The sequence below is a fragment of the Salmonella sp. 32010601201800023SM genome, assembly GCF_017572235.1.
GTDB lineage: Bacteria > Pseudomonadota > Gammaproteobacteria > Enterobacterales > Enterobacteriaceae > Salmonella > Salmonella enterica.
Genome location: NZ_JAGEQS010000003.1, coordinates 361031 through 375251, shown reverse-complemented (window position 1 = coordinate 375251; position 14221 = coordinate 361031). Strand labels below are relative to the sequence as shown.

The 14221-nt window shown below is 51.6% G+C and carries 10 protein-coding genes; 2 read left to right on the top strand and 8 right to left on the bottom strand.

The genetic code is table 11. The annotated features are described in order from the left end of the window. Positions 1-3: 3 nt before the first annotated feature. The 3 genes from J4617_RS12625 to melR all read right to left on the bottom strand — a co-directional run bounded on the left by J4617_RS12625 (position 4) and on the right by melR (position 4494). Positions 4-765 carry an AraC family transcriptional regulator gene (locus J4617_RS12625; RefSeq protein ID WP_001217075.1) on the bottom strand — a complete coding sequence of 254 codons (762 nt, stop codon included), beginning with the start codon at positions 763-765 and terminating at the stop codon, positions 4-6. A gap of 296 nt (positions 766-1061) precedes the next feature. Beyond that, positions 1062-3329, bottom strand: coding sequence for an arginine decarboxylase (gene adiA / locus J4617_RS12620; protein ID WP_001542850.1), 2268 nt, complete (start codon positions 3327-3329; stop codon positions 1062-1064). Positions 3330-3561: 232 nt separating this feature from the next. After that, on the bottom strand, positions 3562-4494 hold the full coding sequence (gene melR / locus J4617_RS12615) for a transcriptional regulator MelR (RefSeq protein WP_000106992.1): 933 nt from the start codon (positions 4492-4494) through the stop codon (positions 3562-3564). 268 nt (positions 4495-4762) lie between these two features. Here melR and melA point away from each other — a divergent pair, with 268 nt between their 5' ends. Both melA and melB read left to right on the top strand, forming a co-directional pair. Further along, on the top strand, positions 4763-6118 hold the full coding sequence (melA, locus tag J4617_RS12610) for an alpha-galactosidase (protein WP_001527488.1): 1356 nt from the start codon (positions 4763-4765) through the stop codon (positions 6116-6118). Between the two features lie 83 nt (positions 6119-6201). Beyond that, entirely contained in the window at positions 6202-7632 is a 1431-nt protein-coding gene (gene melB, locus J4617_RS12605) for a melibiose:sodium transporter MelB (RefSeq protein ID WP_017465944.1), read from the top strand. 97 nt (positions 7633-7729) lie between these two features. Here the strand turns inward: melB and fumA are convergent, their stop codons facing one another. From fumA to J4617_RS12580, 5 genes are all read right to left on the bottom strand, one after another. Further along, complete coding sequence (gene fumA, locus J4617_RS12600; protein WP_000037190.1) at positions 7730-9376, bottom strand: class I fumarate hydratase FumA; 1647 nt, start codon at positions 9374-9376, stop codon at positions 7730-7732. Positions 9377-9471: 95 nt separating this feature from the next. Beyond that, positions 9472-10812, bottom strand: a complete 1341-nt coding sequence (dcuB, locus tag J4617_RS12595; RefSeq protein ID WP_000899149.1) for an anaerobic C4-dicarboxylate transporter DcuB — start codon at positions 10810-10812, stop codon at positions 9472-9474. A 146-nt stretch (positions 10813-10958) separates the two neighbouring features. After that, positions 10959-11225 carry a hypothetical protein gene (locus J4617_RS12590; RefSeq protein WP_001530565.1) on the bottom strand — a complete coding sequence of 89 codons (267 nt, stop codon included), beginning with the start codon at positions 11223-11225 and terminating at the stop codon, positions 10959-10961. 316 nt (positions 11226-11541) lie between these two features. Then, a complete protein-coding gene (gene dcuR / locus J4617_RS12585) occupies positions 11542-12261 on the bottom strand; it encodes a two-component system response regulator DcuR (protein WP_000611307.1) in 720 nt (239 codons plus the stop codon). After that, entirely contained in the window at positions 12258-13889 is a 1632-nt protein-coding gene (locus J4617_RS12580) for a sensor histidine kinase (protein WP_017465945.1), read from the bottom strand. The genes dcuR and J4617_RS12580 overlap by 4 nt, the downstream gene beginning before the upstream one ends. Positions 13890-14221: the final 332 nt, after the last annotated feature.

Sequence of the window (14221 nt, the reverse complement as noted above, 5' to 3'; positions counted from 1 at the left end):
AAATTAGGCAGCCGATCGTTCCCGATGTTGGCTAACATAATGCAGGGGGGTCATACCATAAAACTCTTTAAACACGGAAATAAAGTATGATGTGCTGTTATACCCACACAGCTGTGAGACTTGAGAGATATTCTTCCCGTCCATTAATAACTGGTTTACGGCATAACGCATTCGGCAGGTCGTGATTATTTGGCTATAACTGGTATTCTCGTTTTTGAGCTTTTTCTTTAACAAGCTTGGACTCAGGCACAGGCAGCTGGCAACGGCGCTCAGATTCCAGTCTTTATGAATATCGCTCTGAATGATGTGGTAAACGCTGTCACTGATGCGGCTGCGTAGCATGTGCATTAACAAAGAAATAAATTTTTTGTGGTCAAGAAAGCGGGATAAAACGGTGAAAAGGAGCGCACGGGTACGTTCACTAACAATTTCATCCGGTGTTTCCATCGCGCTGTAGCGGGCGGCGACCCTGAAGATATCCGGCGTCAGACAGTTGGCGGTCAATAAGGGATCGGCGTTGCGTTGCCAGACGGGAAGGTGTGAGAGATCTTTATTCAGGAATTGTAAATAGTCTTTAATATTATTGCGACTCACTTGTATTACTAGCACGCTATTTAATGATGAAATGTCAATAACGTTATTTTCACAAGCCAGAATGGCCATATGATTCGCTTTTAAGCTGATTGGCTCCTTACCATTTACTCGTAACCATGTATCTTTTTCGGTTAATAACACTATGCAAGGTTCGTTGCTGCAAATCCTCATACCCGAACTCCTGGAATATGAACATAAAATACCGGATCTCGCCAAACGGGAGAGATAACGGGGACTGAGTCAATTGTGTGATGAATTGAAACTGCACTAAAATAACTTTCCTGAATAATATTACAATATTTGTACGATGAATTAGGGTGTACAAAAAGTTGTACGCGAGTGGAAACTTGTCATTTTTGTATAAAAAAAGCGCGGGATGGGGCCCGCGCAAAAAGGTATGACAGTATTATTGTTTTGCAGCAATACTCAGGGAATACATGCCATCCTCAAAAAAAGACTCTTTGTGATTAGGCTTTCACGCACATAACGTGATATACGCCATCAATAATTTCCGTGCCTTCGGTTTCATGCTCAAAGCCAGGGAAGTGATGATCCCAGGATTGCAGTGAGCGTAAGTAACCCACCTGCGGACTGTTTTCATCGCCAAAGTTTTCGCCGGAGAGCAGCATCGGGATGCCTGGCGGGTAAGGAATAACGGAGTTCGCCGCAATGCGACCCGGTAGATTTTCAATCGCCACCATTTCAATATTGTTGTTCACAATCGCGTTGTAGGCGTCGCGCGGGGTAATCTCCGCAACCGGCAGGGTGGAATAGGCGGCGTTGAGACGGGCGCCCGGGTTATTTTCACGTAGCCAGGCAAACATTTTATCGCCCAGGTCATGAATACCCATGTTCGCGTAAGTGTCAGGATAATCCTGCACCAGTTCCGGCATCACCTGCGCCAGCGGCGTATTCGCGTCGTAATGATGTTTGAAGGAGCACAGCGTGTTGATCAGCGTTCCCCATTTCCCGCGAGTTACCCCCATAGAGAACAGGAACATAATCTGAAAGTCGGTGGTGCGGGTCGGCACGATACCGTGGCGGCCAAGCCATGCTGTGACCAGCGCAGCAGGTACGCCGGATGCTTCCAGTTCGCCATCGTCGCCCATACCCGGCGCCAGGATACTGACTTTAATCGGGTCCAGCATACTCCAGTTATCCGGCAGGTCTTTAAAGCCGTGCCAGGTTTCTCCGGGGCGCATGACCCAGCAGTTCTGGTCGGTGGCCAGCAGTTTTGCCGGCGCGTCGGCGAAGTCATATGTTTTACCGGTTTGTGGATCGGTGACGACGTCCTTATTCCACGGTTTAAAGAACCAGTCGCCTTCATCGGTAAACTCTTTATAAAGACGCGCCATCGCCTGACGGAAATCAACCGCTTCGTCAATCACCTCTTGAGTCAGGGACAGGCCGCTGTTACCGTCCATCATCGATACCGCCACATCGTTGGATGCGCAGATGGCATATAACGGAGAGGTGGTGGCATGCATCATATAGGCCTGGTTGAAGCGGGAGAAATTCACCGCGCCACGGCCTTCACGGACGTGAATGTAGGAAGCTTGTGAAAGCGCATTCAGTAGTTTGTGCGTGGAGTGGGTGGCAAACACGGTCGGACCGTTATGGTCGCCTGGCTCGCCGCGCATCGCGTAGTGATCGCAATAAATCGGGTTGAAGCGCGCATAGCCGTACCATGCTTCGTCGAAGTGAATGCGATCGCTGGTTTTTGCCAGCAGATCCTGCGCCTCTTTGGCGTTATAGCATACGCCGTCATAGGTACAGTTGGTCACCACGCTGTAAGACGGTTTCTGTCCGGCTTTGGTTTTGGTCAGCGGGCTGGCGCTGATTTTTTTCTGCAAGGTTTCAGGCTGCATTTCCTGCGGGTAGATTGGCCCGATAATGCCGTAACGGTTACGGCTTGGCACCATATATACCGGTTTGGCCCCGGTGAGGATCAGCCCCTGCTCGATGGATTTATGGCAGTTACGATCCAGTACAACGACATCATTATCCGTCATACAGGCCTGCATAATAGTACGGTTAGAACCGGAAGTTCCGACAACCACGGACCAGGAGCGGTCAGCACCGAATACGCGGGCGGCGTTTTTCTCGCTTTCGCCAAACGCGCCGGTATGGTCGAGGAGTGAACCGAGCGTGGTACGCTCAATCCCCATATCGCTGCGGAACAGGTTTTCGCCATAATAATCGTGATAAAAGCGACCGGCAGGCGTTTTAGTGAAACCGACGCCGCCCTGGTGTCCCGGCGCCGCCCATGAATATTCATGAATGTCGCTGTATTTCATCAACGCGTTAAACAGCGGCGGTAACAGTTGCTGGCGATACCGGGTCATGGCGGCAACGGCGCGTCCGGCGATAAAGTCAGCGGTGTCTTCCAGAATCCAGGCGAATTCATCGACAAGCTCCAGCAGGTCGCGGTCCAGCGATGCCGTCGCTTTTTCCCTGTCGCCTAACAGGAAAACGGGCACGTTTTGCTGACGCTCGTGAAGCTTACCGATCAATTGCCTGACGCTCAGGTGCTCATCCGGTTGTTCCATTTGGTAGCTAAACATCAGACAGTCAATGGCTTCGTTCGCGGACAAGATGGCATAGCCGTCATCGAAGGATGTCGATTTAATGACGGTAACATTTTGTTGGCTCAAGGCATCCGCCAGACGCTCAACCGCGTTGCCAACCCAGGTGTCCTGATGCAGAAACTCACTTTCAACAATTAATACTTTCATCATCTTTTACCCGGTTGTGGAGGCCGTGCAATTTACGCCTTGCCGACCCGCCGTATGAATGTGACGTGGGCAAGTATTACCCCGTCAAATAGGGGGTGTAAAGTGATGGAATAATGGTCAATTATTGATATTATTTTTTAATAAACAATGGGTTAATTATTGATGTCGAGCGATTTCACCCGCCGTTTATCGACAGGTGAATTATTTTTTTGGCTGATAGTGGTATCCGGCTTTAGCCGGGCATCGTCTGGCGTCGTTGCTGGCTTAGCTTGCGGTATTGTTGCGGCGACATACCGACAAATTTGCTAAAAGTACTGTAAAAACGGCTGCTGGATCGGAACCCGGCAGTCAGAGCGACATCGAGGATCGTTTTGTCAGTATCGCTCAATAAGGCACGTACGTGATTGATGCGCATCGCCGTGATGTACTGCTTCATCGTCAATTGCATAACCCGCTGGAATATTCCCATCGCGTAATTAGCATTGAGTTTGACATGCTCCGCGACGTCGTTAATGGTGAGCGCCTGATCGTAGTTATCGGCAATAAATCCCAGCATCTGGCTTACGTAAAACTGCGCATGGCGTGAGACGCTATTCTTGTGGGTGCGTGATGTTTTATTGAGCAAAATGGGCTGCCAGCCGGAAAGGCTAAAGCGTTTAAGCATCAGGCCGATTTCATCGATCGCCAACTGGCGAATTTGCTCATTCGGGCTGCTTGTTTCCTGCTGCCAGCGCAACACTTCAAAGGTGCTAAGCTGCTGGGTCGCCAGTGATTTAACCACCATCCCGTGCGTGACATGGTTGATAAGATCGCGATCCAGCGGCCAGGAGAGAAACAGGTGCATCGGCAAACTGAAAATCGCCATCTGGCGGCAGTTGCCGGGGCGGGTAAGCTGGTGTGGCGTACAGGCCCAAAACAGGGTGATATGCCCCTGCTTTATCTGCACGACTTCATTGTTGATTAAATACTCCACATCGCCGTCAAACGGAACATTCACTTCTACTTGCCCATGCCAGTGACTGCTGGCCATTCTGTGCGGCGGCCTCAGTTCAACGTCCAGTCGTTGATATTCGGAATAGAGCGACAGCGGGCTACGGGTTTGCTTTTCATCGCCGTTGCACATGTGCGGGTCGGGCGGGAGGAGGGATATTGCTTGCGTACTCATCGTCACTCCATTTCCTGAATTATCAGAATTATGCCCCTTTAGCCGGGAGGAAACCGGGAATCCGGACACAGAATCCGTCGATATTGTAGAGCGTAGCCTGACTATCAGGCCGAATACTCTGCTTTTTACGCCATTTTGTCCCAAAAACTCAGATCTCCCGCGCGCCAGCATACGATCTGAGTTTTCGGGAATGCTCATCGGGGAAGACGGAGGTTTTCACCGGGAACGCGTGCCACCATGAAGGTGTTCACTACTGTTCTGGAGAGTCATGATGACGGCACCCAAAATTACCTTTATCGGCGCAGGTTCTACGATTTTCGTCAAAAATATCCTCGGCGATGTGTTTCACCGCGAGGCGCTAAAGTCAGCGCATGTCGCCCTGATGGATATTGACGAAACCCGGCTGGAAGAGTCGCACATTGTGGTACGGAAACTGATGGACTCAGCGGGCGCTTCTGGCCGGATTACCTGCCATACCAACCAGAAAGCGGCGCTACAGGATGCGGATTTCGTGGTGGTCGCCTTTCAGATTGGCGGCTATGAACCCTGCACCGTGACCGATTTTGAGGTTTGTAAGCGTCATGGCCTGGAACAGACGATCGCCGATACGCTGGGGCCGGGCGGCATCATGCGCGCGCTGCGGACCATCCCGCATCTGTGGCGGATTTGCGAAGACATGACGGAAGTCTGTCCGAAGGCCACCATGCTCAATTACGTCAACCCGATGGCGATGAATACCTGGGCGATGTATGCCCGTTATCCGCATATCAAACAGGTCGGCCTGTGCCATTCGGTACAGGGAACGGCGGAAGAACTGGCGCGCGACCTGAATATCGATCCCGCCTCGCTGCGCTACCGCTGCGCCGGCATTAACCACATGGCGTTTTACCTGGAACTGGAGCGCAAAACGGCTGACGGGACTTATGTCGATCTCTATCCTGAATTGCTGGCGGCCTATGACGCCGGACAGGCGCCGAAGCCCAATATTCACGGCAATGAACGCTGCCAGAACATTGTGCGCTATGAGATGTTCAAAAAGTTGGGCTACTTCGTCACCGAGTCATCAGAGCATTTTGCCGAGTACACGCCGTGGTTTATTAAACCGGGACGCGAGGATCTGATTGCGCGCTACAAGGTGCCGCTGGATGAATATCCGAAACGCTGCGTAGAACAACTGGCGAACTGGCATAAAGAGCTGGAGGAGTATAAAACCGCCGAGCGTATCGACATCAAACCGTCCCGCGAGTACGCCAGCACCATTATGAACGCTCTGTGGACCGGCGAGCCGAGCGTGATTTACGGCAATGTGCGTAATGAGGGGCTGATTGATAACCTGCCGCAGGGAAGCTGCGTGGAAGTGGCTTGTCTGGTGGATGCCAACGGCATTCAACCGACGAAGGTGGGGACGATCCCTTCCCATCTGGCGGCGATGATGCAGACCAACATCAACGTGCAAACGCTGTTGACCGAAGCCATCCTCACGGAAAACCGCGATCGCGTGTATCACGCGGCGATGATGGACCCTCATACCGCAGCGGTGCTGGGTATCGAAGAAATCTATGCGTTGGTTGACGATCTGATCGCCGCGCATGGCGACTGGCTTCCGGCCTGGTTACGCCGTTAATCTCCAGCCGCGCTGGACGGCAGATCCGGCGTTTAACCTCTACTAACAGAAGGCGGGCGCTGGTAACAGCGACCCGGTACCCTATGAGCATCTCTCTGACAACAAAGCTGAGTTACGGGTTCGGTGCGTTTGGTAAGGATTTCGCCATCGGCATTGTGTATATGTACCTGATGTATTACTACACCGATGTGGTGGGACTCTCGGTCGGCCTCGTCGGCACCCTCTTTCTGGTCGCGCGAATCTGGGATGCGATAAACGATCCCATCATGGGCTGGATTGTCAACGCCACGCGTTCGCGGTGGGGGAAATTTAAGCCGTGGATATTGATCGGCACCTTAACCAATTCGCTGGTGCTTTTCCTGCTGTTCAGCGCCCATCTTTTTGAGGGAACCGCGCAGGTTGTGTTTGTCTGCGTAACCTACATCCTGTGGGGCATGACGTATACCATTATGGATATCCCATTTTGGTCGCTGGTGCCGACCATTACGCTTGATAAGCGAGAACGCGAACAACTGGTGCCGTTTCCGCGTTTCTTCGCCAGTCTGGCTGGCTTCGTCACTGCCGGTATAACGCTGCCGTTTGTGAGCTATGTTGGCGGGGCGGATCGTGGGTTCGGCTTTCAGATGTTTACGCTGGTACTGATTGCGTTCTTTATCGCCTCGACTATCGTGACATTACGCAACGTACATGAGGTGTACTCCTCCGACAACGGTGTAACGGCAGGCCGCCCACATCTGACGTTAAAAACGATCGTTGGATTGATATACAAAAACGATCAGCTCTCTTGCCTGTTGGGAATGGCGCTGGCGTATAACATTGCCTCCAATATTATCAATGGCTTTGCGATCTACTACTTCACCTATGTGATTGGCGATGCCGATCTTTTTCCCTATTACCTTTCTTACGCCGGCGCGGCGAATCTGCTGACGCTGATTGTCTTCCCCCGGCTGGTGAAAATGTTATCGCGGCGGATATTGTGGGCGGGCGCCTCCGTGATGCCCGTTCTGAGTTGCGCAGGGCTCTTCGCGATGGCGTTGGCGGATATCCATAATGCCGCTTTAATCGTGGCGGCGGGTATTTTCCTGAATATCGGGACCGCGCTCTTTTGGGTGCTTCAGGTGATCATGGTGGCGGATACGGTCGATTATGGGGAATTTAAGCTCAATATTCGCTGCGAGAGTATCGCTTATTCCGTACAGACGATGGTTGTGAAGGGCGGCTCGGCGTTTGCGGCGTTCTTTATCGCTCTGGTGCTGGGGCTGATTGGCTACACGCCGAACGTGGCGCAGTCTGCGCAAACCCTGCAGGGGATGCAGTTTATTATGATTGTCCTGCCGGTACTGTTTTTCATGATGACGTTGGTTCTCTACTTCCGCTACTACCGTTTGAACGGCGATATGCTGCGCAAGATTCAGATCCACCTGCTGGATAAATACCGGAAAACGCCGCCATTCGTCGAACAGCCGGATAGCCCGGCGATTTCTGTGGTAGCGACCAGCGATGTAAAAGTGTGAGCATGGTCTCTCGTGCAGGCCGGATAAGCCGGATAAGCGTAGCGCCATCCGGCAATTAACCGATAACGCGGCCCGGGAGAACGCCGGGCCTGCCAGGTTATTTCGCGCAGTTAGCGCACTGTTTGCTGACAATCTGCTGGAAGAAATCGTTGCCTTTGTCATCCACCAGGATAAAGGCCGGGAAATCTTCTACTTCAATTTTCCAGATAGCTTCCATGCCGAGTTCCGGATATTCGACACACTCCAGATGCTTAATGCTCTGCTGTGCCAGTACCGCCGCCGGGCCGCCGATACTGCCCAAATAAAAGCCGCCATGTTTTTTACAGGCATCCGTGACCTGCTGACTACGGTTGCCTTTCGCCAGCATGATCATACTGCCGCCGTGGGATTGCAGTAGATCGACATAAGAGTCCATTCGGCCTGCGGTGGTGGGGCCTAATGAGCCAGATGGATAACCTGCCGGGGTTTTGGCCGGACCTGCGTAATAGATGGGGTGGTCTTTAATATACTGCGGCAGGTCTTCGCCGGATTCAATACGCTCTTTTAGCTTCGCGTGGGCGATATCGCGACCTACGATAATGGTGCCCGTCAGCGACAGGCGAGTCGAGACCGGGTACTGCGATAGCTGGGCGAGGATCTCTTTCATCGGACGGTTGAGATCGACTTTCACCGCGTCGCCTTCGCCCGCCTGACGCAGTGCTGGCGGAATATACTGGCCCGGATTGTGTTCCAGTTTTTCGATCCAGATGCCTTCGCGGTTGATTTTCGCTTTGATGTTACGGTCTGCCGAGCAGGAGACGCCCATCCCCACCGGACAGGAAGCGCCGTGACGCGGCAGGCGAATTACGCGAATATCGTGGGCGAAATATTTCCCGCCGAACTGGGCGCCGAGGCCAAGTTTTTGCGCTTCTTCCAACAGTTCCTGTTCCAGGTGGAGATCGCGGAATGCCTGGCCGTGCTCGTTACCTTCCGTCGGCAGCGCGTCGTAATAGTGGGTGCTGGCGAGTTTAACGGTTTTCAGCGTGCTTTCCGCCGAGGTGCCGCCAATGACAAAGGCGATATGGTATGGCGGACAGGCCGCGGTGCCCAGCGTGCGCATTTTCTCAACGAGGAAGTTTTTCAGCTTGCCTGGGGTGAGCAGCGCTTTGGTCTCCTGATAGAGATACGTTTTGTTTGCTGAACCGCCGCCTTTCGCCACGCAAAGGAACTTGTACTCGTCGCCATCGACGGCATAGAGATCGATTTGCGCTGGCAGGTTGCTGCCAGTATTGACCTCTTTGTACATATCCAGCGGCGCGTTCTGCGAGTAGCGCAGGTTATCTTCTATATAGGTATTAAACACGCCTTTGGAGAGCGCGGCTTCATCGCCGCCGCCCGTCCAGACGCGTTGGCCTTTTTTACCCATGATAATCGCCGTGCCGGTATCCTGGCAGGTCGGCAGAATGCCTTTGGCGGCGATCTCGGAGTTTCTCAGGAATTGCAACGCCACATATTTGTCGTTTTCGCTGGCTTCGGGGTCATGGAGAATGGCGGCGACTTGCTGCTGGTGTTCTGGACGGAGCATAAAAGACGCATCATGGAAGGCCTGCTGAGCCAGCAACGTTAACGCCTGCGGCTCAACGTTGAGGATAGATTCTCCGTTGAATTCACTGACGCTGACATAATCGGAGGTGAGCAGATAATACTCTGTTTTGTCCTCTCCCATCGGGAAAGGCGCCTGATAGATAAACTCTTTTTTCGACATGTGCTTCCAGCCTAATAGTAAGAAAATGTATTAAGAGCCTCACGGGCCAGGCTCTAAGTCGCGCGCCGCGCATAACCGGGCGGCGCGCGCGGCCATTACAGGAATCCGTACATTGCGGCAAAGATCCAGCCAAAGACGCAGGAGACGCTCACGCCAATCAAACCCGGCAGAATGAAGCTGTGGTTAATGACGAAGCGACCAATACGGGTTGTGCCGGAACGGTCAAACTGAATCGCCGCCAGATCGCTTGGGTAGGTCGGCAGGATATAGTAGCCATAACATGCCGGCGCAGAGGCCACGATATACGCCGGATCGACACCGATAGCCAGCGCGACGGGAACAATCGCCGCCAGCGCCGCTGCCTGGGAGTTAACAAACTTGGAGACCAGAAGCAGAACGATGGCATAGGCCCACGGATACTCTTTGACCATTTCGCCCAGCACGCCCTGAATTTCCGACATATGCGCGCCGAACATGGTTTCCGCCATCCAGGCGATCCCGTATACCGCGACAATCGCAATCATACCGGAACGAAAAACTTCGTTTTTTGAGATAGACGCAGGATTGGTTTTGGTCAGAATGATAATGAGCGCCCCGGTCAGCAGCATGAACATCTGAATGACCAGCACCATCGACAACGGTTTGCCGCCGAAGGTTGGACGTAAGTCGGAGTCCGCGCCCAGGAGAGCGACCACGGCAATCGCCGCCAGGAAGATCCACATCGCCAGCCAGTTGCTTTTCGGCAGTTTTTTATCCAGCAGCGTCGCGGTATCGCCGTACACGTACTGACGGTTTTCCGGTACGGAAATAAATTTCTGAAACGCTTCGTCTTTATCCAGATCTTTACCGCGGAACCAACTAAAAATACCGATTGCCAGGATACCGAGCAGGGTAGACGGGATGGTGATCGACAGCAGATCGAGGAACTCCAGATGTTTTCCGTCAAATGTCACGTTGCCCAGCATCGCTACCAGAGAAACCACGGCGACGGAAACCGGACTGGCGATGATGCCCATTTGCGCGCCGATAGAACTGGCCGCCATTGGACGTTCCGGACGGATATTATTCTTGATCGCCACGTCATAGATAATCGGCAAAATGGTGTAGACCACGTGGCCTGTCCCACACAGAATCGTCAGGGTACAGGTGACGAACGGCGCCACAATAGAGACGTATTTGGGGTTGCGACGCAGCAGCTTTTCGGCAATCTGCAGCATCACATCCAGCCCGCCTGACGCCTGCAACGTCGCCGACGCGGCGACTACCGCGATAATGACCAGCATTACGTCAACGGGCGGTTTGCCTGGCTGGAGATGGAAAACAAACACCAGAATGACCAGACCAATACCGCCCAACAACCCGAGCGCGATCCCGCCCTTTCGGGCACCATAAAACAGACATATTAATATTATGAGAAGCTGTATACTAAATAACATTTTTATTTATCCTCGCGATAAACCCAGTCAATTTTGATAAATGGATCACAGCCATCTTCTGATTTGTGTGAATGAGCATCAGGAAATGGCGAATATTCAATGCGCCAGTGGCGACGATTAACGATTAAGCTTTTTACAGAGTTGCTTTAAGTAATTATTTTCTTGCGATGGTGATGTTCAGAGGGGAGTACCCTCTGGCGATGGGCAGGTGGAGTCAGCGAGAGCAGTAAATTATGATTTGTCTGTTTTAAAAACAGGCGTTTATTCTTTAATTTTTGTGTCTCGCCATCAGGTAAATCACGAGATAAAGCGAACAGAATGTGACTTATGTGATCATTGTCACGCCATTTTTTTAAATTATTAGTATGGCGTGTGGAGACGCGTATCTGCTCACCAATATACGTATTGTCCATAGGCGTAGCACAAGCTCCATTGCTACAAACATAATTTTATTTAAGTGTCAGGAAAATTCCGGACAAATCCCTTTTTTAATAAAAATACACACTCTCGGCATGGGATAATACTTAATTAACTTTTGTTAGCGTTTTGAAATTAAAAACAGCGCAGAGCGCTGTAATAATAGAAAATAACGTTAACAGGCCTGGGTTGAGTATATTTGATCTGACACAATTTCCCAGGTTTGTTATTAATGTGATAGCGTTTTTATTGGCATTGTTATAATAAATGTTACCAGGATATAACGCTTCGCGTCGGCTTTATGCGGTATCCTTACTGACAATATTGTTTCAGTAAAGAGTAATGTTCCGGCTGAACGCGGTAGCGGTAAACCGGCCTGCCGGTCACGCCGTAATGAATACTGGTAAACAAGATATGGCAATTCACCAGCCAGATGAGATATTTACGGCAGGAGACGCGCGAGATATTCACTTCGTTGGCCAACTCGTCGGTAGAAAATTCCTGCTCCTGATGCGCATCAATCCACTGGCATAAGGTGCGTAGCGTTTGCTGCGTCAGCCCTTTTGGTAGCCGACGAGGCTCCTGCTCGCTGGATGAATTACCGTGAATGAGCAGGTCAAGCTCAGACTGTTCGTAATACTGGCGTTTTTCCATCGCCGTTTTCTTACGTAGCCAGCCGGTCAGCGCTTCTTCAAAGCGCGTGGCCTGAAAAGGCTTGATCAGATAATCCACCACGCCGTAGTGAAGCGAATCTTTAATGGTGGCGGCGTCAGCGGCAGAAGAAATGACAATAACGTCGCTTTTGCAGCCTGCGCTGTGCAGGACAGGCAGCAGATCCAATCCGTTTTCCTGCTGCATGTAGATATCCAGCAGGATTAGGTCAATGTGATTTTCACTGTTGAAGATAAACTCTTTCGCTTTTTCCAGCGTCGAAGCGGTTCCACAACAATGAAAACCGGAGATTTGCGCGACATAGCGGCGATTTAACTCCGCGACCATCGCATCGTCATCGACAATTAATACATTGATCATAGGCTGGTCCTTTTTCCATCCCAGGGTAACTGTACAAAAAATTGTGTGAAGATCCCAGGCTCGGACTCCACGGAAATTACGCCGCCAAGCGCTTCAACCTGCTGTTTAACCAGCGCTAAACCGACGCCGCGTTCGGCGCCTTTCGACGAGACGCCTTTTTCAAAAATCGCCTCGATGCGCTCAGGTTCGATACCCGGACCGTCATCGCTCACTTCGCAATGCAGCCAGCCATGACGGTAGTGTAACGAGACGCTGATTTCGCCGCCGGATTCCTGGCTCAATGCTTCCAGCGCGTTTTCAATCAAATTACCCAGCGCCGTAATCAGCACCGTAACCTGATCTTCATTGTTATTATCCGGTAACTGGCTGTCGCTGCTTATCACCAGGCTGTGCCCGAAATCAGAGGCGCGAGTAATTTTACTGAGCAAAAAGCCAGCGATAATCGGCGACTTTATTTTACCCAGCAGCAAACCGATCTCTTCCTGATAGTTATTGGCCGTCTTGATAATATACGCTTCAAGCTGCTTATAACTCTTCAGGTGCAATAATCCCAGAATCACATGTAATTTGTTCATGAATTCGTGGGATCGTTCACGGAGCGCATCCGCGTAGTTCACCATCCCGTCCAACCGCTGCATCAGTTGGCGAACTTCTGTTTTATCCCTGAAGGTGGATATCGCGCCGATAATTTCGCCGTTGCTGCGCACCGGAACGGTATTCACCAGCAGCAGGCGGCCTTTGACGATGATCTCTTCATCGCGGCGCGGCGTACCGTCACGCAACACTTCGCTAATGTCCACCACCTGCGACCAGGCATGACTCAGGGTGGATAATCTGGCGTCATCCTGCGTTTTTCGATAATCGAGCAGCGCCTGCGCCGCATGGTTAATCAACGTGACTTCGCCGCTATCATCCACGGCGATAACGCCCTCTTTGATTGACTGCAGCATTGCCTGGCGTTGTTCAAACAGGGTTGAGATCTCATAGGGTTCGAGGCCAAACAGGATACGTTTTAGCACCTTGACCAGCGCATACGTGCCTAATAACCCCACCAGAGCGCCGAACAGAATGGACCAGATAATACTGCCGCGGCTATTGTTGATCTGCTGCGTAACGTGACTGAGTTCCAGGCCAATCGCTACCACGCCGATCTGCCGGTGACGTTCATCATAAACCGGTGTGAAAACGCGCAGCGCTTTGGCAAGAAAGCCGCGATTAATGGCAACGTTTTCCTTTCCCTGCAGCGCGAGCAGAATATCATCGCCTTTGAACGGTTGGCCGATTCGCTGCGTTTCTGGGTGCGAATAACGGATGCCCTGCATGTTGGTCACCACAATAAACAAAAAGCCATTATGCTGGCTCACCGCTTCGGCGAGCGTCTGAATGCCGCTTTCCGCAGGCGGTTTTTTCAGCCCCTCGCGAACTGCCGGAGAGTCCGCCAGCGAGCGAGCCACCGCCAGCGCTTTATCTGCCAGCGCGTCGCGCGTCATGCTGCTGATTTGCGAAAAATAGATCAGATGGACCACAACGAGCACCGAAAACAAAACGGCGCTGACCATCAGAATGACGGTAGTGCCGAGTTTCATGGGGCGTTTGCGTAACGCCCGGCATGGCAGGGAGTGTTTCATAGTGGACCTGAGCGGACGAATCGTAAGGTTATTATCCCTGATGAGGCGTCTAATTCAAAGGCATAGGCGATGTTGCTCCAGTGTTGAAAAGCCCGTCTTGCCTTGCAGGGGGCGCTACCTGCTCATGTCGACTGGCAAACGTCATGTCGTTAATTAATATCGCCGGATACCGTGATGGGTAATTTATTTTCATCAGAATTACATAAAATAATTTTTCATTAATTTTTATAATAACGTATGCGGTATCACATTTTATTTTTACTGACGTTCAGAATGCGTTTGATCACAATCAATCAGCACAAATATTTAATCTATTATGATTAGTTTTCATT

Coding starts and splice junctions, on each gene's coding strand:
- J4617_RS12625 (WP_001217075.1), bottom strand. CDS start 765: ATGAGGATTTGCAGCAACGAACCTTGCATAGTGTTATTAACCGAAAAA.
- dcuR (WP_000611307.1), bottom strand. CDS start 12,261: ATGATCAATGTATTAATTGTCGATGACGATGCGATGGTCGCGGAGTTA.
- melR (WP_000106992.1), bottom strand. CDS start 4,494: ATGAGTACGCAAGCAATATCCCTCCTCCCGCCCGACCCGCACATGTGC.
- adiA (WP_001542850.1), bottom strand. CDS start 3,329: ATGAAAGTATTAATTGTTGAAAGTGAGTTTCTGCATCAGGACACCTGG.
- melA (WP_001527488.1), top strand. CDS start 4,763: ATGATGACGGCACCCAAAATTACCTTTATCGGCGCAGGTTCTACGATT.
- J4617_RS12580 (WP_017465945.1), bottom strand. CDS start 13,889: ATGAAACACTCCCTGCCATGCCGGGCGTTACGCAAACGCCCCATGAAA.
- melB (WP_017465944.1), top strand. CDS start 6,202: ATGAGCATCTCTCTGACAACAAAGCTGAGTTACGGGTTCGGTGCGTTT.
- fumA (WP_000037190.1), bottom strand. CDS start 9,376: ATGTCGAAAAAAGAGTTTATCTATCAGGCGCCTTTCCCGATGGGAGAG.
- dcuB (WP_000899149.1), bottom strand. CDS start 10,812: ATGTTATTTAGTATACAGCTTCTCATAATATTAATATGTCTGTTTTAT.
- J4617_RS12590 (WP_001530565.1), bottom strand. CDS start 11,225: ATGGACAATACGTATATTGGTGAGCAGATACGCGTCTCCACACGCCAT.